We start from the raw sequence: 19,930 nt of genomic DNA on the forward strand, positions 1-19,930 counted from the left end.
GCACTGACATGCGCGATGTTTACATGACTGTGTATAAGTGTGCCGCGGACGTTCGCAGTTCGCAGGACCGTCCCGCCGTCGCCGACCGCCACGTCTCCGGCCGGACGCGGACCGGCAGTACCCGGCCCGACGACTTTTGCGCCCGGACGCCGAACACTCCCCCGTGAAGGCACGCCATATCGACCACGTCAACCTCCGCATCCCGGAAGGCGGTGCCGACGCGGCCCGCGAGTTCTACGGCGAGGCGCTCGGCTTCGGCATCGAGGACGCGCTGTACGCGGCCGGAGAGAAGCCCTTCTTCGACGTGCGGCTCTCCGCGACCGCGGTGATCCACCTGTGGCCGACCGCCGAGTTCGAGCGGCCGGCGAGGACGAACTACGACCACGTCGCGGTCGTCGTCGANNCGACGCCGGCGTCGAGGTCGAAAATCGGCTCGACTCCCCGCTCGGCGCGACCGGCGAGGCCGGCGCGGTGTACGTCAGGGACCCGTTCGGCTACCGAGTGGAGCTGAAAGCGCGGGTGTGAGCCGCCGGAGCCCGGCGACGCGTTCGCCGGTGCGGTCATCGCCGCGAGGGGCCGGGGCGTCTCGGATCTCGGGGAACTGGTGGCGACGGGCAACGCGGCCGGCGCGGCCGGCGCGGCCGCGGTGTCGACGGTCTGGTCGTTCGACTCCGACGCCGTCGCGGCGGAAGCAGGTCCGTGACCGATGTGTCGGGGAGTTGACGGGGCGGCGCCACGGATCCCATCGGCTCGTCCCGGGCGTCGTCTGAGGAAGAGACTTAGGTGGGTAGGCGGTCTGACCTACGGTATGGTCTCACGCATCCTCGTCCCGATGGACGACTCCGACCACTCGGTGGAGGCCCTCGCGTACGCGCTCGACAGCTTTCCGGAGGCCGACGTCACCGTGTTACACGTCGTCGGTGTCCCTTCCTCGATGTTCGGCGAAGCGACGGACCTCGCCCTTGCGGACGACATCGACGAGGCCGCCGCCGAACGCGCCGAGCCCGCCTTTGAGCGGGCGCGCGCGGCGGCCGCCGAGCGGGGGCGAGAGATAGACACGGTCGTGGGTATCGGCCACCCGGCCCGGAACATCATCAATCGGGCGGGCGACTACGACACGGTCGTGATCGGCGCTCACGGGGCGGACCGCCGCCGCATGACGCGCCGGTTCCTCGTGGGGAACGTGGCCGAAACGGTCGCCAGGCGGTCGCCGGTCCCGGTCACGATCGTTCGGTGACCAGAGCGGCTCCGTCGAACGTTACCATGGCGACGGCGGTGTCCGCGATCAGCGCGAGCAGATACCCCGTGGTTCGTGGTGACGACGGTACGACGCGCGACCGCACGCGCAGTCCGGGGTCGTCGTTCGTGCCGACCCCGAGCGCCGCGAGCCGCCGCGCCTGGTCGACCGCCGTCACGACGAGCACGAACCACAGCGCGGCCGCGAGCCCGAACCGGACGAACGAGGACGGCAGACTTAGGGCCGCGTCGCCCGACGTCGCGACGACCGCCGGGGTCACGCGAATGACGAGGATGTAGAACAGGAGGTAGCCGAGACATGCCTCAACCGGCCCGTGCGGGGGGAACTGGCTGTCATCCTCGTCGACGCGACGGGCCGCGCTTGCGACGGACATGCTGATACGCGACCGACGACGAGGGGCGAGTTCAATACGTTATCGTCTGTCGAATAACGGGTGTCGAGCCCCGCTTCCGGAAGCCGACTCCGTGCGGGGGGAACCGCGATCCCCGCCGAGCAACCCTCGCCCCGACGCGGCGGTTTAAGACCCCCGAGCGACAGGGTCGGGTATGAGCGAACAGCAGTCGAGATCGGACGACGGCGAGCGGCGTCGTCGCCGGGAGGACGCGGACCGATTCGCCGGGACGAAAGACGAGGACCTGCCGAGCCGCGAGGTGACAGAGGGGCCGGACAAGGCGCCGCACCGCGCCATGTTCCGCGCGATGGGGTTCGACGACGAGGACCTCTCGTCGCCGATCGTCGGCGTGCCGAACCCGGCCGCCGACATCACGCCGTGTAACGTCCACCTCGACGACGTGGCGGACGCCGCGCTCGACGGCATCGACGCGGCGGGGGGGATGCCGATCGAGTTCGGCACGATCACCATCTCCGACGCCATCTCGATGGGGACGGAGGGGATGAAGGCGAGCCTGATCTCGCGGGAGGTGATCGCCGACTCCGTCGAGCTCGTCTCCTTCGGCGAGCGCATGGACGCCCTCGTGACGGTCGCGGGCTGCGACAAGAACCTCCCCGGGATGATGATGGCCGCGATCCGGACGGACCTCCCCAGCGTCTTCCTCTACGGCGGCTCGATCATGCCCGGGCAACACGACGGCCGCGACGTGACGATCGTCCAGGTGTTCGAGGGTGTCGGCACGTACGCGCAGGGCGACATGGACGCCGACGAACTCGACGAGTTAGAGCGGCACGCCTGCCCCGGCGCGGGCTCCTGTGGCGGGATGTTCACCGCGAACACGATGGCGTCGCTGTCGGAGGCGCTCGGGCTGGCGCCGCTCGGATCGGCCTCGCCGCCGGCGGAGGACGAGGCGCGCTACGCGGTCGCCGAGCGCGCCGGCGAGCTGGCGATGGACTGTATCGAGAACGACCGCCGCCCCTCCGACATCCTCTCGCGCGAGTCGTTCGAGAACGCGATCGCGGCCCAGACCGCGATGGGCGGCTCGACGAACGCGGTCCTCCACCTGCTCGCGCTCGCGGGCGAGGCCGACGTCGACCTCTCTATCGAGGACTTCGACGAGATCTCCCGGCGCACGCCGAAGATCGCGAACCTCCAGCCCGGCGGGAGCCGCGTCATGAACGACCTCCACGAGGTCGGCGGCGTGCCGGTCGTGCTCCGCCGCCTACTTGAGGCCGACCTGCTCCACGGCGACGCGATGACCGTGACGGGCCGGACGCTCGCCGAGGAGATCGCGGCCCTGGAGGAGCGCGGCGAACTCCCGGCCGACGACGATATCGAGGCCGACTTCCTCTACCCCGTCGAGGACCCGAAGGAGGAGGAGGGCGCCATCAAGATCCTCGACGGCAACCTCGCGCCGGACGGCTCGGTGCTGAAGGTGACCGGCGACGACGAGTTCTACCACGAGGGCCCCGCCCGCGTGTTCGAGAACGAGGAGGACGCGATGGAGTACGTCCAGTCGGGGGCGATCGAGTCCGGCGACGTGATCGTCATCCGCAACGAGGGGCCCCGCGGCGGCCCCGGCATGCGCGAGATGCTCGGCGTCACCGCCGCCGTCGTCGGCGCGGGCCACGAGGACGACGTGGCGCTGCTCACCGACGGCCGCTTCTCGGGCGGCACCCGCGGTCCGATGATCGGCCACGTCGCGCCCGAGGCCGCCGTCGGCGGTCCGATCGGGCTCATCGAGGACGGCGACCACGTCACGGTCGACATCCCCGAGCGCGACCTGACCGTGGACCTCTCCGACGAGGAGCTCGACGAGCGCCGCGAGGCGTGGGACGCGCCCGAACCGCCCTACGAGGGCGGCATCCTCGCGAAGTACGGCCGCGACTTCGCCTCGGCCGCGGAGGGCGCGGTGACGAACCCGCGGCTCACGCGGGACTGAACGGGCGGTTCGCGCGCCGTCAGGCGACACCCGGAACGAGGACGAAGAACCCGTAGGCCAGCAGGGTCGACACGGACGGGCCGATGATCCACATCGAGATGTACTTCAGCACCGCTCGGGGGTTGAACAGGTCGCCGGCTTCCAACACCGCCTCCGGTTCCGCCTCGCCGATCGGCGCCGACCGCTCCTCTTCGTCCTCCGAGACGGTTATCGCGCCGGGGACGATCTCGTTGTCCCCGGTGTTCCGGGTGACCGCCTCCTGAACGGTGACCGGCCGCGTCGCGCGTCCCCACCCGATGCCGACGATCGTCATCACCGTGCCCATGACGAGGCTGATCGGGATCCCGAGGTACGAGAGGACCGTCGTGATCGTCGAGGCCGTCGTCATCACGAAGAGGGCCGCGAGCAGGGGGATGTCGCTCAGTTCGCCGCCGACCGACTCCATCGTGCGGCGGGCGATCGTGAAGCCGCCGAGTCCGATCGCGAGCGTGGCGATCCCGATAGCGGTGTTTTCCGGAAGCCCTCCGACGCCGCTGACCAGCGGCGCGGCGGCGTTCGGTACGTTGCTCGCGCCGGCGCTGAACGACATGTAACAGCCGATGAGGAGGACGACGACCGTGCTGATGAGCTCCGTCACCGTCGTGTTCGGGCCGAGTTCCGGCTTCGGTACCCCGCCCTCCCGGTCGAGTCGCAGCAGCGGGCCGGGGGACTTCTCGATGTGGACCCGCCGGTTCACCGCCGGGTAGACGTACCGACCGATCACGACGCCGACCCAGAACCCGATGATCGGGGTCACGATCCACCACGAGACGATCCGCGAGACCGTCGCATAGTCGAGCGTGTCGGTCGCCAGTCCGAGGCCGGCGATCGCTCCGACGGTCGTCATCGAGGTCGGCACGGGGACCCCGAAGATGTTCGCGATGAGGATCCCGAGTCCGATGAAGAACAACACGGCGACGCCCGCCGAGAGCGAGAGCTCCGTCGTGATGATCCCGCCGCTCAGCGTGTCCATCACGTTTCGCCCCACGGTCCAACCGCCGAGGAAGACGAACGCCGTCATGAGTCCCGCGGCGGTCGTCTTCTTCAGGATGCCGGCCCCGACGGGAGGTCCCCACGCGATGCCGGTCGAGGAGCCGCCGATGTTGAAGCCGACGAACGCCGACGCGACGACCCCGACCGCCAGGAGCGTTTCCACCATCGAATCGTGGTACCGCCATACGAGGCATATAAGTGTCGTAATCGGTCACGATTCGGGCTCGAAACTGACGGCGTTGCGGCCGCGGTTCCGGTGCGGCCGCCGGTCCGGCGTCAGCGGGACTCGCCGCCGTCGGTCTGCGCGGTCTTGACCGACTCGGCGCGCCAGACGTTGCTCCGACGCCCGGCGCGGGAGAGTTCCATCTTCACGACCGACCCTACCGGCAGGTCGGCGACGCGCTCGCGGGCGTCCTCGTCGGCGTAGTCGACGACGTGGAACGTCTCGTTGCGTGGATGGGCACGTACAGTGGTACAATCGTGATCGTTCTGTGCGGAAATGACGGTGTACGCGTTTGATTGAGACATCTTATCTCGTTATTCTTGGACATCCTATTTCAAGTCTCCGTATATTCACTACGGACGTGAGGCAGGTCGTAATACGGATATAAGGTGTTGAAGCGCCAAGTCGGTCGGGCGAATTGCCGGGGATAACTGGGCAGACGACACACCGAGACCGGGCGGGAGGCGTTCGTCGGGAGCGCTCGCGAATCAGCATACCTATTTCCGGCCGCGGCGAAGCCCGCTCATGGACCGAGGCGACGGGCCCGAAGGCGAGACGACCGCTGACGGCGAGGCGGGCCGCAGCGATGGCACGACCGGCGAGCGCGCGACGGACGCGAACACCGACGGCGTGGCGCTGTTCGTCGACGGCCCGAACGTGTTGCGCGAGGAGTTCGACGTGGACCTCGACGACGTGCGGCTGGCCGCCGAGGCCGAGGGCCCGCTGGTGACGACCCGGCTCTACCTCGACGAGCACGCGACGCCGGGGCTGATTCAGGCCGCGGAGGCCCGTGGTTTCGAGGTCGTGATCACGAGCGGCGACGTGGACGTGAAGCTCGCGGTCGACGCCGCGCGGTTCGCGGCCGAGAACCGAATGGACACCCTCGCGATCGCCTCGCGCGACACGGACTTCAAGCCGGTCGTCGAGACCGCCAACGGCTACGGGATCCGGACGCTCGCCATCGCGCCCGGGGAGTTCGGGCGCTCGGACGCGCTCCGCAACGCCGCCAACGGCTCCGTGACGCTCGACGGCGACGAGAGCGACGCCGCCGGGAGCGACGACGACGAGACGGACGCCGGATCGCCCTCGACGCGATAGCGGTCGGGCGACGCCGGCGGCCGCGTATAGCTGAACGCCGACCTCGCGGTTCGCTCGGGGCTCCCCGCGGTCGCCCCTCCCTCACCGCTACCTCCCACGCGCTCCTCGCGCCGGCCGCACCGAATTGTATAAAAGACGGCTACCGGCGGTCGCGAGCTTTCATGAGAGAATCGCTCCCGCCGAGACAACTCACCGCCGCCGTCCCCGACCGAGCCGTCCCAAGAGCAGCGCGCCGAGTCCGCCGGCCAGTCCCGCGAGACCGACGAGGACCACTCCGGTCGCGACCCCGCCGTACCGCGCGGCCGCCGCGTCGATCGCCACCCGTGTCCAGCCGAGGTTCGGCACCGCGAACAGCGCCTTGCCGGCGATCCACTCCTCGGGGACGACCGGGGCGATGCCCGCGCTCTGGTCGTACAGCCCGTTCGCGTCCCCGCGCGTGACGTACCCGTCGTACGGCGCCGGACAGGTTGAGAGCTCCCCGCAGTCGCCGGAGAGGAGGTCCGGGTCGGCCCGCTCCGTCCAGTCCTCGCCCGCCTCCACGGGGAACGCCAAGCGGTGGAACACCGGGCGACCCCCGGCGCCCGGAACGGCGTAAACGACCACGTCTCCCGGTCCGCCGAGCCGCGTCGGCGCGTCCGCGTCGGCGGCGCTCGAGAGGTCGCCCCACGGCGTTCGGTCGGCGGCCGTGACGACGACGAGGTCGCCGCGCTCGACGCCGGGAGTCATGCTGCCGCTCTCGACCGCGACGAACGGCGGCCACGTGCCCACGACGGCGCCGAGCAGGACCGCGACGAGGAGGACGGCGACCGCGGGCGCCACCGCGGCGGCGGTGTCGGGACGGGAACTGCTCACGGTCGGGAGACGGCACGGCGACCGCTTGAGGCTGTCGCTCGAGGTGGTCGGGGCCACGCGGCCGGGCCCGCCGCGGACGCGCGGACCGCCGCTGTCACAACACCTTAGGCTCGCCCGGGAGAGGGTGCGCGTATGACCGACCGTCTCCCTCCGCTCCACGACGCCCACGACGCGCGCGGTGCGAAGTTCACCGACTTCGGCGGCTGGCAGATGCCCGTCGAGTTCGACTCGATCCGGACCGAACACGCGGCGGTCCGCGAGTCGGTCGGCGTCTTCGATGTCTCCCACATGGGCGAGATCGAGGTGGCCGGCCCGGACGCGACCGAACTGATGAACCGACTCACGACCAACGACGTGCGCGCGCTCGACCCCGGGGACTCCCAGTACGCCGCGATCACGAACGGGGAGGGCGTGATGCTCGACGACACGGTCGTCTACCGGCTCCCCGACGGGACTCCGGCCGGGGAAGGGGCGGCGTCGCTCACGGCGTTGGAGAGCGACCACGGCGGCGACCTCGACGCGCCGAGCGGCGACCCGGCGTACCTCTTCGTACCGAACGCGGGCCACGACGGACAGATGGCCGACCGCTGGACCGCGCACCGCGACGAGTGGGGGCTCGACGCGACCGTCGCGAACGCCACGGGGGACTGGGCGATGCTCGCGGTCCAGGGCCCCGACGCGGCCGACGCCCTCGACCAGACCACGCCCCGCGACCGCGTCGTCGGCCTCTCGAAGTTCGAGGCGGCGGTGGCGGCGGTGGCGGGGGTCGAGAGCTGGGTCGCGCGCACCGGTTACACCGGCGAGGACGGCTTCGAGGTGATGTGCCCGGCCGCCGACGCCGGCGCCGTCTGGGAGGCGTTCGTCGACGCGCCCCGCGAGGCGCAGCCGTGCGGCCTCGGCGCGCGCGACACGCTCCGCACCGAGATGGGGTTCCTGCTGTCCGGACAGGACTTCGATCCCGAGGGTGAGCCCCGGACCCCGTACGAGGCGCGGATCGGCTTCGTCGTGAAGCTCGACACGGAGTTCGTCGGCCGCGACGCGCTGGAGGTCCAGAAGGAGCAGGGCGTCGACGAGAAGTTCGTCGGCGTCAGGCTCTCGGAGCGCGGCGTGCCCCGCGGCGGGTACGCCGTCACCGACGGGGACCTCACCAGAGTCGGGAAGCTCACCTCCGGGACGATGAGCCCGACGCTCGACGAGCCGATCGGGCTGGGGTACCTCCACGAGTCGTACGCCGACGCCGGCACCGAGGTGAGCGTCGTCGTGCGCGGCGACGAGAAGCGCGCCGAAGTCGTGGTCCCGCCGTTCCTCGACCGCTGAGGCGAACCGCGGCGGCCCCCCGGGCCGCGGCTACGCGTCGACCGTCTCCTTCCGTTTGTCGACCACTTTCACGTCCGCGATCCGCGTGTCGGGGTACTGGCCGTCGGCGTCCTTCTCCGCGGCCTTCACCATGTCCCAGACGGTGTTGAGCCCGGTCGTGACGCCCTCCAGCGCCTCCATCTCACAGCCCGTCTTGCCGGTGGTCTCGACCGCGACCGTCAGCTCGATCCGGTCGTCGCCGACCGCGAACTCGGCGTCGACGTTCGTGATCGGGATCTGGTGGCACATCGGGATCGTCTCCCAGGTGTGTTTCACCGCCTGAACGGCGCCGATCCGGGCGGTCGCGAGCACGTCGCCCTTCTCGACCGCGTCGGCCTCGACCGCCGCGATCGTCCCCGGCGTCAGCCGGATCTCCCCGCGGGCGACCGCTCGCCGGCTGCTGTCGGGCTTCGCGCCCACGTCGACCATCTGGACGTCGCCGGCGTCGTCGGTGTGTGTCAGGTCGTCCGGGCTGCCGTCGCCTCCGTTGCTCCCGTCGCCGGACCGGACCGCGTCCTCCTCACTCATCACGCATCGCCTCCGGCAGCCGATCGGGTAAGTCCGTCGCCACCAACCCCGCGCCGTTCGCCTCCGCGGCCGCGTCGCCGGCCCGGCCGACGGCGTACGCGCCGACCGCGGCCGCCCGGAACGGCTCCGTCACGGCCGCCAGCGCGCCGACCGTCCCCGCGAGCACGTCGCCCGTCCCGCCGACCGTCATGCCGGGGTTCCCGGTGCGGTTGAGCCGTGTCTCGTCGCCGTCGGCGACCACGTCGACAGCGCCCTTCACGAGCAGCGTGTGGCCCAGCCCGCCCGCGAACTCGTCGACCAGTTCCGCGCGCTCGTCCGGGTCTGACGCCCTCTCGCCGCCCATGTCGACGAGTTCGCCCTGGTGCGGCGTACAGATCAGGTCGGCGTCGGTGTCGACCTCGGGGACGACCCGGAGCGCGTCGGCGTCGACGACGCCGCGTCCGTCGTAGCCCGTCAGGAACTCGCGGACGAACTCCCGAGCCCCGTCGCCGCCGCCGAGGCCCGGGCCGAGGACAGTGACATCGCTTTCGGCCGCGAGCGACGCGACCCGGTCGACGTGGGCGGGCTCGACGCGGTCGCCGGGCAGCGCGCGGACGATGAGGTTCGGCGAGAACCCCTGGACCGCGCCGGCGACCGACTTGGGGCACGCCACGCGGACGAGGTCGGCGCCCGCGCGGAGCGCGGCCATCGCGGACAGCGTCGGCGCCCCGGTGTAGGGTCCGCCCCCGACCACCAGCACCTCGCCGTTGTCCCCCTTGTGCGAGTCCGGATCGCGGTCGAGCCCGAGGAGATCGCCGGGGCCGGTGAACCACTCCGCGGCGGCCGGGATCCCGATGTCCGCGACCGTGACGCCGGCGGCGTCGAGTCCGGGCTTCTCGTCGTGGAACGTCACCACGCGGTCGGCGTCGACGGCGACTGGGTCGGCCGGACCGTCGGTCGCCGCCTCGCCGGTCGGTTCGCCGGTGTCGGCGTCGATCCCGGAGGGCACGTCGACCGCGATCACCGTCGCGTCGGTCGCGTTGATCGCCGCGGCGGCGGTTCGTTCCGGCTCGCGGAGGCCGCCGGAGACCCCGGAGCCGAGCATCGCGTCGACGACGACGTCCGGGCCGTCGCCGTCGGGAGCGGCGAGGGAGAAGTCGCGGGAGTCGGTGACCGTCTCGGTCGTGATCTCCGTCGCTTCAACCGCCGCCCAGTTCTCTCGCGCGATGTCGGTCCGGATCGTCGCGGGGCGTCCGAGCAGGTGGACCGTCACGTCGTACCGCTTCAGGAACCGCGCCGCGACGAGGGCGTCGCCGCCGTTGTTCCCGCGGCCGCAGACGAGCGCGACGGCGGCACCCGGGTCCGCGACGGCCCGCACTTCGCGGGCGACGGCGTTGCCGGACGACTCCATCAGCTGTTTGCGCGGGACGCCGAGCGCGGCCGCGTTGGCGTCGACGGCCGCCATGCGGTCGGTCGTGATCATGCTCGGCGGTTCGAGCGCCCGGGGATTAAGCGGTCGGGGTCAGAGCCACCTCGACAGCGCTGCGCCCGCCGCGCTTCGGAAATGAAAATGTTGAAGCGGTCAGGTGGAGAACTCGGCGAATAACTGTGGCATCGGTACCCCTCGTCGGCCCGGCCGCCCCGGCAACCCCCTCCGCGGCCGACGTACCCGGCTCGTCCCCTCCGCGCCGAGTCCGCCCCGGCGGCCGCGGCCGACCGCGACCGCACGACCGACAGACGCCACCATGAACATCGGCTTCTTCACAGACAGCTACTTCCCCGGGATCGACGGCGTCACCTACACCATACAGGCGTGGCGCGAGCGCCTCGAAGCGCGGGGCCACGACGTGTACGTCGTCTACCCCGCGAGCAGCCACGAGCCCGACGACGGCGAGATCCCGGTCCGCTCGCTGCCGAACCCGTTCTACCGGCAGTACCGCTTCCCCACCTACCGCCGCCTCTCGACGCTCCCCGACCTCGACGTCGTCCACTGTCACGGCCCGGCGTCGACTGGGTTGATGGGGCTCCGGTACGCGAAGCGGTACGGCGCCACCTCGGTGTACACCCATCACACCCCCGTGGAGGACTACTTCGTCCAGGGGCTCAAGTCCGAACGGCTCGCCGCGCTCGCGGGACGGGCGTACGTCGCCTACGAGAACCGCTTTTTGAACGCGTTCGACTGCGTCACCGCCTCGACCTCGCGGATCCGCCGCGACGTGAAGCCGTACCGGCTCCCGGTCGGCATCGAGATGGACCGGTTCCGCCCCCGCGAGAACGCCGGCGCGGACTCGCTGGCGGCCGACGGGGGACCGAACGGAGACGACCGGCCCGTCGTCGGGTACAGCGGTCGGATGACCCGCAAGAAGAACGTCGACGAGATTCTCCGGCTCGCGGCGCGGCTCCCCGAGGCGCGGTTCGAACTCGTCGGCGAAGGGCCGGTCCGGGCGGAGCTGGAGGCGGACGCCCCGGCGAACGTCCGGTTCCACGACTTCCTCCCGCGGGAGGAACTCCCCGACTTCTACGCCGCGCTCGACGTCTTCGTCACGGCCTCGACCTGCGACACGCTCGGGCTCTCGACGCTGGAGGCGAACGCCTGCGGCACCCCGGTCGCGGCCGCCGACGTGGCGCCGTTCGACGAGACGATCGGTCCGGAGAACGGCGCGCGGTTCGCGCTGGACGACCTCGACGACATGGAGCGCGCGGTCCGCGACTGCCTCGACGGCGACAGGGACACCCGCGCCGCGGTCGAGCGGTTCTCGGTGGAGCAGACCGTCGACGAGCTCGAATCGATCTACGGGGTGACCGGCTAGATGGGCGCGGACAACGTCGACGCCTTCCAGCGGCTCGTGTTCTCGGTGCCGCGGCTCCGGGTTCAGGCCGCCGCGCTCGTCCTTCTGAGCGGGGTGTACGGCGTCGCCACGGTCGCGGCGATAACGGTCTTCACGCCGTTCGCTCTGGACCCGTCGCGGATCGTGCCGGTGGCGGTCCTCATCTTCCTCGTCCCGTTCGTCGTCGCCGCGGAGCTGTTCCCCCGCGTCCTCGACGGCTACCCGCGGTCGTGGAGCTACTTCCTCGCGCTCACCTCGCAGTTCGTCCTGTTCGTGTACGCGCTCGTGCTCTCCGGCGCGGACAACGTCGGGAACGCGTGGAGCATCATCTGGCTGAGCTTCATCACGCTGTACCTGCTCAACATCCTGGTGCTCGTCGTCTCGACGGGGATCGACCGCTCCGACCGGATCCTCCTCGCGTCGCTCGCCGAGCCGGCCCTGCTCATCGCCGCCTTCTACGCGCTGGGCGGGAGCGAGCTCGGCTTCTCGACGTACCGCCACGTGTTCGCGTTCGCGTCGCTGCTCATCGCGGCCGGGTTCCTCGTGTTGGTGCTCCTCGTCGTCGACTACCTGATCCGGAGCAACACCGACGTCTCCGCGTTCGCGCTCACCTCCGGGCTGCTCCGGAACGACCGCGAGTCGCTCGACTTGGGCGTCGAGGCCCGCCCCGCGGTCGAGACGTTCGCGGTCGACAACGGGGACCGGCTCACCGTCGCGGCGCCGTGGGTCCACCCCGGTCCGCTCGGCGGGTTCGGCGGCGGCCAGCTGAGCGGGAACCTGATCGACGCGCTGAACGGCGGTCGGGAGGGCGAGGACGGCGCGACCGACCGCGCCGCGGTCGCGGCCGACGGCGGAGCCGCCGCGGACGGCGACGCCGGCTTCTTCTTCCACGTCCCGTGTACCCACAAGGAGGACCTCTCGGACCCGGCGGACGCGGAGCGGATCCTCGACGCGGTCGCGGACCCGGACCGGACGGAGCGAGTCTCGCGGCTCGTCACCGAGTCGTACGGCGAGCGGGAGGGGTACGCGGACGTCAGGTTCCACGGCCGACGGATCGGCGACCGGCAGGTGATCGTCCTCCACGGCGAGGGGATCGACGACTACGACACCGGCGTGTTCATGCGCGACGTGGACCACGACGAGGTGCTGCTGATCGACCAGCACAGACACGACATCCAGAACGGCCCCGAGGTGGAGATACAGTACGGCTCCGCCGAGGCCGACCGGCTGAAGCGCGCGTTCGACGACTTCCGCGACCGGCTCGCGACGGCCGACCTCGCCGACGGCTACGCCGCCGGTTTCGCGGTGACGCGGACCGCACAGAACGCGCTGGCGATGGTCGAGTCCGTCGACGGACAGGAGGTGCTCTGGATCGGCGTCGACACGAACGGCCTCACCCCGGACGTGCGGGCGACCGCCGACGCGTACCGCGACGAGTTCGACGCCGTGATCCCCTTCTCGACGGACACCCACGCGTCGATCCACGAGCTGGCCAACATGCGCGAGTCCGACCTCGACGCCATCGAGCGCGCGGTCGACCGCGCCGTCGACGACGTCGCGCCCGCGACCGTGGGGTTCGCGAGCCGACGGACGGAGCCGGTGAAGCTGCTGAAAAATGACTATAACGGGCTCGTGTTCAGCGTCAACATCCTCATCCGCCTGACGATCATCGCCCTGGTGACGCTGTACGTGCTGCTCGTGCTGTGGCTCTTCTTCTGAGACTGGGGTACTCCGGGCGAAGCCGCACCCGCCGTTTTTGTGCGCTCGCTCCGAGACCTCGATATGGTCTCCCGGGCCCTCCTCCTCAGCACCGATCGGACGCCGAAACGCGCCCTCGGCGTCGTCGCGGCCGCGTTCGTCGCCGCCTCGCTCCTCGTCGTCCTCCCGTGGGAGCCGACGGGAGCCGCCGGACGCTATCCCCTCTGGGCGGCCCTCATCGCCGTCGCGGCCGGCGCAGCTGGGGACGCCGGACGACGTCGCGGCGGCCTCCTCGTGGGCTGGGGAGCCGTCTTCCTCGCGACCGTCTGGGTCTTCGTCGTCCCGCCGCTCGCTGCGCTCGCCCGCGGCGATACGCTCGGCGACGGCGGGTACGCGGTCCCGCGTCCGTCCGTCGTCGCTCTGCGTCCCCGCGCCGAACTGCTGACCGGGCTCCGGATCGGCCCGGTCGTCGCTCTCGTGGTCGCTCTCACGCTCGGGAGCGCGGCATTCGTCGCCGGCGCGGCGGTGCGCAGACGGACGGATCGGCCGTGACGACCCGCGCTACTCGAACGCCTTGACCCCGAGGGCGGAGGCCGACGCGCCGCCGATCACCATCGGGAGCCAGTAGACCGCGCCGCGGAAGACCAGGACCGCGGCGGTGATCGCGGACGCGGCGACCCCGGTCGTGGGCACGAGGAGGCCGACGAGCGCGGCCTCGATGCCGCCGAGTCCGCCCGGGAGCGGCGTCGCGCCCGCGACGTACGACAGCGGGACGACGAAGACGGGGATCAACGGCGAGACCGGGTGCCCGACCGCGGCGAACGCGACGGTGAGCGCGGCCGCCTGAAACAGCCACCCGACGAGCGAGAGGGCGACGATGCCGAGGAGCCGCCGCCGGTCCGTGCCGACGCGCTCGATGTCGGCGAAGAAGTTCCCCAGCCGGTCGGCGAGCCCCGCCTCGATCGTCTCGGCGTCGAAGCGCTCGAACCGCCCGAGGAACGGCCCGACGGCGCCGGGGACGCGGTCGACGACGGCGGTGCGGTAGCGCCAGATGAAGGCGATCGCCGTGACGATCGCGGCGATCAGGCCGACCGCGCTCGCGACGGCGAACCCGACGCGGTCGCCGACCGCGGTGGTGGCCGCGTACGACCCGACGCCGAGGAACACGAGCGAGACGGAGGGGACGACGTTGAGCACGTCGACGCTCGCGATGCCGACGAGCCCCGTCTCGTAGCGCGCCTCACCCACCTTCGAGATGAGCGCGGCGGCGACCGGCTCGCCCCCGGCCTGCCCGAACGGGGTGACGTTGTTGGCGAACGCGGCGCCGCTGTACACGAGGAACGCGGTCGGGACGGACATCTCGACGTCGAGCGCACCCAACACCGCGCGCAGCATGAGGCTCCACGCGGCGAGCCAGCAGAGCCCCAGTCCGGCGGCCGCGGCGACGAGCGCCGGGTCGGCGCGGACGAGCGCGTCGACGACGCGATCGACCCCGACGACGACGAAAAGCACCGCGAGGAGGAGGACCGCGCCGCCAGCCCCCAAGATTAGCGCGCGCCGTTGTGGGCCTTCCATAGACGGGGTGGGTCGGTAGCGAACTTGAAACGTCTGCTTCGCGGCCGCCGCGCGGCCCTCTCGACCCCGGAGGCGCCGAATGGGAATACATACGTACCGGCGGGCCGACGACTCACCCAATGGAAGATCAGCGGTTCCTCGAGTCGGACTGGGACTACTGTCTGGTGCTCGACGCGTGCCGGTACGACGTGTTCGCCGACGTGTACGACGAGTACCTCGACGGGACGCTCGAAAAGCGCGAGAGCGTCGGGTCGTCGACGCCGGAGTGGGCCTACCGCACGTTCACGGGCGAACACGACATCGCGTACTTCTCCGGGAACCCGTTCATCAACGACCTCGGGATCCCGCTGAACGAGCTCAAGTGGGGCGCCAGCTGCGACTACGAGTGGACCGCCTCCGAGCACATCAGCGACATCCACGACGTCTGGAAGACCCAGTGGGACGACGATCTCGGCACCGTCCCGCCGGAGGGGCTCACCCGGGCGTACCGGAACAACCTCGACGCGGTCGAGCGCGCCGACCGCACCGTCCTCCACTACATGCAGCCGCACGCTCCCTACCTCTCCCGCGGGAAGGGGCAGAAGCTCAAGCAGATCCAGAAGGGGATCAGAGAGCAGGGGGAAGAGGAGGCGAGCGACGGCGGCGACGACGACGGCGGACTGCTCTCCTCGCTCAGCGACACAGTCCGGCCGAAGATCGAGAGCCGGCTGGACGACAGCGAGTTCGCCCAGAAGGCGGGGCTGTGGCTCGAACTCGACCCGAAGGACCTCGTGACGGACGGCACGCGCGTGACCGCGCTGTCGATGTACGAGGAGAACCTCCGGATCGCCTTGGAGAGCGTCTCGGAGCTCGTCGAGGAACTCGACGGCGACGTCGTCGTCACCGCCGACCACGGCGAGGCGTTCGGCGAGGAGGGCGTCTGGGAACACCACATCGAGACGTACATCCCCGCGCTGATGGAGGTCCCGTGGCTGGAAGTCGAGTGATCGGCTCCAACCGGGTCCACCGCCGGTGTCTCCGATGAAGGTCAGCCACTACTTCGAGTTCGAGGAGCACGTCACCGGCGGGATGGCCGCGTCCGTCGACCACCAGCGCAAGATGTTCGACCGGGTCGGGATCGAGTACACCACGGAGCCGACGCTGGACGCCGACGTACTCCACCTCAATCTGATGGGCCCGCGCTCGGTCTGGTACGCGCGGCGCGCCCGGAAGGCGGGCGTGCCCGTCGTCGCGCACACCCACGTCACCGCCGAGGACTTCGGCGACAGCTTCCGGTTCACGAACGCGCTCGCGCGACCGCTGAAGCCGTACCTCCGGCGCGCGTACGGGCTCGCAGACCGGCTCGTCTGTCCCTCCGAGTACAACCGCGACGTGATCCGCGGGTACGCGGACGTGCCGACGACGGTCGTCTCGAACGGGGTCGACCGCGAGAAGCTCGACGGCTTCGAGTCGCTGGAAGCGGAGTACCGCGAGCGCTACGACCTCGACCCGCCGACGGTGTTCATGGTCGGCCACGTGATCAAGCGGAAGGGGTTAGAGACGTTCGTCGAGACGGCCCATCGGATGCCGGACGTCGACTTCGCGTGGTTCGGCCACGTCGACCGATCGCTGAAGGGCCGCGAGACGAAGCGGCTCATCGACGAGGCGCCGTCGAACTGTACGTTCACGGGGTTCGTCGACGACATCCGAGGCGCGTACGCCGCGGGCGACGTGTTCTGTTTCCCGACCCACGAGGAGAACGAGGGGATCGCGCTGCTGGAGGCGATGGCGGCCGGGAAACCCCTCGTCGTGCGCGACATCGAGACGTTCTCGTGGCTGGAAGACGGCGAGGAATGTCTGAAGGTGGGCAGCGAGGGCGGTGGAGACGGCGCCGCGAGCGCGGACGTCACCGACGCCCCCGGAGACAACGTCGAGGGCTTCGTCGACGCGCTAGACGAGCTCCGCGACGCCGACCGCCGGGCGGGGCTCGGCGCCAACGCCGCGGCGCGAAGCGAGGAGTTCTCGCTCGACGCGATCGCCGACCGGTACCGCTCGCTGTACGCGGATCTCGTTTGAGCGGTCCGGAGCGGCCGATCGGCGGCCGTTCGCGGAAACTTGCGAAAACCGCAGTTGGTATGTCCTCCGGTCGACTCCGTAGAGCCAAATGACTCGTGTGAGCGTTATCGGCTGCGGGAACATGGGCGGCGCCCTGCTCAGGGGGCTTGCCCGCGCGGAGGGGTACCACCTCACGGCGATCGACCTCGACCCCGAGGCGCTCGCCGCGATCGAAGACGCCGTCGACGAGACGACCGAGGACGTGGCGGCGGCGCGCGACGCCGACATCGTCGTCCTCGCGGTGAAGCCCGACGTGGCGCCGGCGGTTCTCGACGACCTCGACCTCCGGGCGGACCAGCAGCTCGTGACGCTGGCGGCGGGGCTCCCACGCGAGTTCGTCGCCGAGCGCACGGACGCGCCGGTCGTCAGGATCATGCCCAACCTCGCCGCCGAGACGGGCGACATGGCCGCGGCGGCGACGAACGCGGGCCTCACCGACGAGGTCCGCGAGATGCTCGACGCGGTCGGGGAGTTCGTCGAGGTCGACGAGTCGCTGATGCACGTCTCGACCGCCGTCAACGGCAGCGGCCCCGCGTTCGCTTTCTACCTGATCGACGCGATGAAGCAGGGCGGGATCGACAGCGGACTCGACCCCGAGCAGGCGGAGACGCTGGCCGCCCAGACGTTCAAGGGCGCCGCGGAGACGGTGTTGCGCGACGACCGCAGCGTCGACGAGCTGATCGACGCGGTCTGCTCGCCCAACGGGACGACGATCGAGGGGATGGACGTGCTCTGGGACAGCGACGCCGACGAGGCGGTCGAGGACGCCGTCGCGGCCGCGGAGCGTCGCTCCCGAGAGCTCGCCGAGGCCTTCGACGATGCCTGAGGACGCGAGCGTCGAGCGAGTCGGCACGGCAGACCCCGAGCGCGTTGAGGCCGCTCGGCGGGAGGCGGCCGGCGCGGACCGGGTGATCGTCAAGGCCGGAACGAACTCCCTGACCGACGCGGACTCCCGGCTCGACCGCGTGAAGCTCGACAAGCTCGTCGCCGACGTGATGGACCTCCGCGAGCGCGGCACCGAGGTCGTGTTGGTCTCCTCGGGGGCGGTCGGCGCCGGCACCGGACGGCTCGACGTGGGACCGGAGTCGCGCGACGGGGTCGACTCGATCGCCGAGAGCCAGGCGCTCTCGACGGTCGGACAGGGGCTGTTGATGCGCCACTACACGCAGAGCTTCGAGCGGTTCGACCAGGACGTGGCGCAGATCCTCGTGACGGGCACGGACCTCGACGCGCCGGAGCGGTTCGACAACTTCACCAACACCGTCGAGAAGCTGCTGTCGTGGGGCGTCGTCCCCGTGGTCAACGAGAACGACGCGGTGGCGACCGACGAGCTCCGGATCGGCGACAACGACATGCTGTCGGCGTCGATCGCGATCGGTCTCGACGCCGACCTCCTCGTGACGCTCACCGACGTCGACGGCGTCTACACCGGGAACCCGAAGCGCGACGCGGACGCCGAGCTGATCGAGGCGGTCGACGACGGCTACGAGCGGCTCCGCGAGATCGTCGGCGACGGCACCGCGACCGACTTCGGCGGGATCCGGACGAAAGTGGAGGGCGCCCACGACGTGAGCCGCAACGGGATCCCAGCGATCATCGCGGGCTCCGCCGAGCGCGACGTGTTAGCGCGGATCGTAGCGGGTAAGCCGACGGGCACGCTATTCGTGCCAGAGACTGGTGACGACGATGAGTGACACCGACACGGAACCGGACACCGACGTGGAGGCCGACACCGACGAGCTGGCCCGGCGGGCCGAACGCGCCGCGCTCCGGCTCGCGAACGCCGACGAGGCGACGCGGAACGAGGCGCTCCGGTCGATCGCCGACGCGATCCGCGAGCGCGAGTCCGAGATACTCGACGCGAACGCGGTCGACGTCGAGGAGGCGGAGCGGATGCTCGCCGAGGGGGAGTACACGCAGGCCTTAGTCGACCGCCTGAAGCTCGACGAGACGAAGATCGAGGAGATCGCCTCGATGGTCGAGTCGGTCGCCGCACAGGACGACCCGCTCGGGGAGACGCTCGCGGCGCGCGAGCTCGACGAGGACCTGGAGCTGTACCGGGTCGCCGTGCCGATCGGCGTCGTCGCGACCGTGTTCGAGTCGCGGCCCGACGCCCTGGTCCAGATCGCGGCGCTCGCGTTGAAGTCCGGCAACGCCGTCGTCCTCAAAGGGGGCAGCGAGGCCAGCGAGTCGAACCGCGTGCTGTACGAGGCGATCGTCGAGGCGACCGCCGACCTGCCCGACGGCTGGGCCGCGCTCATCGAGGCGCACGAGGAGGTCGACCGCCTGCTCGAACTCGACGACCGCGTCGACCTCGTCATGCCGCGCGGCTCCTCGGAGTTCGTCTCCTACATCCAGGAGAACACCCAGATCCCCGTGTTGGGACACACCGAGGGGATCTGCCACGTCTACGTCGACGAGGCGGCCGACTTGGAGATGGCCGAAGCCGTCGCCTTCGACGCGAAGGTCCAGTACCCGGCGGTGTGTAACGCCGTCGAGACGCTGCTCGTCCACGAGTCCGTCGCCGACGCGTTCCTCCCCGGTCTCGTCGAGCGGTACGAGGCGGCCGGCGTCGAGCTGCGCGGCGACCGGCGGACCCGCGAGGTCGTCGACATCGAGCCCGCGACCGACGACGACTGGGACACCGAGTACGGCGACCTCGAACTGTCGATCGCCGTCGTCGACGACGTGTACGCCGCGGTCGAACACGCCAACGACCACGGATCGAAACACACCGAGTCGGTCCTCACCGAGGACGCCGAGACGGCCGAGACGTTCATGACCGGCGTCGACGCCGCGAGCGTGTTCCACAACGCGTCGACGCGGTTCGCGGACGGCTACCGCTACGGGCTCGGCGCCGAGGTCGGCATCTCGACCGGCAAGATCCACGCCCGCGGGCCGGTCGGACTGGCGGGGCTCACCACGTACAAGTACTACCTCGAGGGCGACGGCCACCTCGTCGCGAGCTACAGCGGCGAGGACGCGGTCCCGTTCACGCACCGCGAGCTCGACGGCGCCGAGTGGACGCCGGGCTCGCTGTCGACGCGATAGCGACGGCGCCGATACCCCGTCGGTC

The 19,930-nt window shown here is 70.8% G+C and carries 19 protein-coding genes and 1 pseudogene; 13 read left to right on the top strand and 7 right to left on the bottom strand.

All coding sequences use genetic code 11. From position 1 onward, the window contains the following. Positions 1-163 precede the first annotated feature (163 nt). Positions 164-525: pseudogene (locus tag Z052_RS09595) on the top strand (VOC family protein). A 283-nt stretch (positions 526-808) separates the two neighbouring features. After that, a complete protein-coding gene (locus Z052_RS09605; protein WP_049929548.1) occupies positions 809-1,237 on the top strand; it encodes a universal stress protein in 429 nt (142 codons plus the stop codon). Here the strand turns inward: Z052_RS09605 and Z052_RS09610 are convergent. Then, positions 1,221-1,631, bottom strand: a complete 411-nt coding sequence (locus Z052_RS09610; RefSeq protein WP_049929547.1) for a hypothetical protein — start codon at positions 1,629-1,631, stop codon at positions 1,221-1,223. The genes Z052_RS09605 and Z052_RS09610 overlap by 17 nt on opposite strands. Positions 1,632-1,803: 172 nt before the next feature. Between Z052_RS09610 and ilvD the strand changes: the two genes are divergently transcribed. Beyond that, positions 1,804-3,591: a dihydroxy-acid dehydratase gene (gene ilvD, locus Z052_RS09615; RefSeq protein WP_049929546.1), complete on the top strand. Its 1,788-nt coding sequence runs from the start codon at positions 1,804-1,806 to the stop codon at positions 3,589-3,591. A 19-nt stretch (positions 3,592-3,610) separates the two neighbouring features. On the opposite strand, the gene Z052_RS09620 is transcribed toward ilvD, so the two are convergent. After that, complete coding sequence (locus Z052_RS09620; protein WP_094519770.1) at positions 3,611-4,789, bottom strand: inorganic phosphate transporter; 1,179 nt, start codon at positions 4,787-4,789, stop codon at positions 3,611-3,613. A 110-nt stretch (positions 4,790-4,899) separates the two neighbouring features. Continuing rightward, positions 4,900-5,151: a hypothetical protein gene (locus Z052_RS09625; protein WP_049929544.1), complete on the bottom strand. Its 252-nt coding sequence runs from the start codon at positions 5,149-5,151 to the stop codon at positions 4,900-4,902. Positions 5,152-5,371: 220 nt separating this feature from the next. On the opposite strand from Z052_RS09625, the gene Z052_RS09630 reads away from it, so the two are divergent. Continuing rightward, positions 5,372-5,944, top strand: a complete 573-nt coding sequence (locus Z052_RS09630) for an NYN domain-containing protein (RefSeq protein ID WP_049929543.1) — start codon at positions 5,372-5,374, stop codon at positions 5,942-5,944. Positions 5,945-6,133: 189 nt separating this feature from the next. On the opposite strand, the gene Z052_RS09635 is transcribed toward Z052_RS09630, so the two are convergent. Continuing rightward, positions 6,134-6,796, bottom strand: a complete 663-nt coding sequence (locus Z052_RS09635; protein WP_049929542.1) for a S26 family signal peptidase — start codon at positions 6,794-6,796, stop codon at positions 6,134-6,136. 132 nt (positions 6,797-6,928) lie between these two features. On the opposite strand from Z052_RS09635, the gene Z052_RS09640 reads away from it, so the two are divergent. Further along, positions 6,929-8,113 (top strand): glycine cleavage system aminomethyltransferase GcvT, encoded by a 1,185-nt coding sequence (locus Z052_RS09640; RefSeq protein WP_094519769.1) that lies wholly within the window; start codon positions 6,929-6,931, stop codon positions 8,111-8,113. Between the two features lie 30 nt (positions 8,114-8,143). Here Z052_RS09640 and moaC read toward each other — a convergent pair whose 3' ends face one another. Together moaC and Z052_RS09650 are read right to left on the bottom strand one after the other, a co-directional pair. Further along, a complete protein-coding gene (gene moaC, locus Z052_RS09645) occupies positions 8,144-8,680 on the bottom strand; it encodes a cyclic pyranopterin monophosphate synthase MoaC (RefSeq protein ID WP_089307640.1) in 537 nt (178 codons plus the stop codon). Next, the gene (locus Z052_RS09650) at positions 8,673-10,142 is read right to left on the bottom strand and encodes an NAD(P)H-hydrate dehydratase (protein ID WP_094519768.1); all 1,470 of its coding nucleotides are present in this window, start codon (positions 10,140-10,142) and stop codon (positions 8,673-8,675) included. The genes moaC and Z052_RS09650 overlap by 8 nt, the downstream gene beginning before the upstream one ends. Positions 10,143-10,404: 262 nt before the next feature. Between Z052_RS09650 and Z052_RS09655 the strand changes: the two genes are divergently transcribed. The 3 genes from Z052_RS09655 to Z052_RS09665 all read left to right on the top strand — a co-directional run bounded on the left by Z052_RS09655 (position 10,405) and on the right by Z052_RS09665 (position 13,737). Beyond that, positions 10,405-11,469 carry a glycosyltransferase gene (locus Z052_RS09655; RefSeq protein WP_089307638.1) on the top strand — a complete coding sequence of 355 codons (1,065 nt, stop codon included), beginning with the start codon at positions 10,405-10,407 and terminating at the stop codon, positions 11,467-11,469. Continuing rightward, the gene (locus Z052_RS09660) at positions 11,470-13,206 is read left to right on the top strand and encodes a DUF2070 family protein (protein WP_094519767.1); all 1,737 of its coding nucleotides are present in this window, start codon (positions 11,470-11,472) and stop codon (positions 13,204-13,206) included. A gap of 63 nt (positions 13,207-13,269) precedes the next feature. Continuing rightward, positions 13,270-13,737: a hypothetical protein gene (locus Z052_RS09665; RefSeq protein ID WP_094519766.1), complete on the top strand. Its 468-nt coding sequence runs from the start codon at positions 13,270-13,272 to the stop codon at positions 13,735-13,737. 9 nt (positions 13,738-13,746) lie between these two features. Here the strand turns inward: Z052_RS09665 and Z052_RS09670 are convergent, their stop codons facing one another. Continuing rightward, the gene (locus Z052_RS09670; RefSeq protein ID WP_086216373.1) at positions 13,747-14,760 is read right to left on the bottom strand and encodes a lysylphosphatidylglycerol synthase transmembrane domain-containing protein; all 1,014 of its coding nucleotides are present in this window, start codon (positions 14,758-14,760) and stop codon (positions 13,747-13,749) included. 119 nt (positions 14,761-14,879) lie between these two features. On the opposite strand from Z052_RS09670, the gene Z052_RS09675 reads away from it, so the two are divergent. From Z052_RS09675 to Z052_RS09695, 5 genes are all read left to right on the top strand, one after another. Next, positions 14,880-15,746 (top strand): hypothetical protein, encoded by an 867-nt coding sequence (locus tag Z052_RS09675; protein WP_049929532.1) that lies wholly within the window; start codon positions 14,880-14,882, stop codon positions 15,744-15,746. A 34-nt stretch (positions 15,747-15,780) separates the two neighbouring features. Continuing rightward, complete coding sequence (locus Z052_RS09680) at positions 15,781-16,815, top strand: glycosyltransferase family 4 protein (RefSeq protein ID WP_089307634.1); 1,035 nt, start codon at positions 15,781-15,783, stop codon at positions 16,813-16,815. 88 nt (positions 16,816-16,903) lie between these two features. Further along, positions 16,904-17,680: a pyrroline-5-carboxylate reductase gene (gene proC, locus Z052_RS09685; protein ID WP_080508529.1), complete on the top strand. Its 777-nt coding sequence runs from the start codon at positions 16,904-16,906 to the stop codon at positions 17,678-17,680. Then, entirely contained in the window at positions 17,673-18,548 is an 876-nt protein-coding gene (gene proB / locus Z052_RS09690) for a glutamate 5-kinase (protein ID WP_086216369.1), read from the top strand. The genes proC and proB overlap by 8 nt, the downstream gene beginning before the upstream one ends. Next, entirely contained in the window at positions 18,532-19,905 is a 1,374-nt protein-coding gene (locus Z052_RS09695; protein ID WP_086216368.1) for a glutamate-5-semialdehyde dehydrogenase, read from the top strand. The genes proB and Z052_RS09695 overlap by 17 nt, the downstream gene beginning before the upstream one ends. Positions 19,906-19,930 lie beyond the last annotated feature (25 nt).

The sequence above is a fragment of the Halorubrum sp. C191 genome (assembly GCF_002727095.1).
GTDB classification, from domain to species: domain Archaea; phylum Halobacteriota; class Halobacteria; order Halobacteriales; family Haloferacaceae; genus Halorubrum; species Halorubrum ezzemoulense.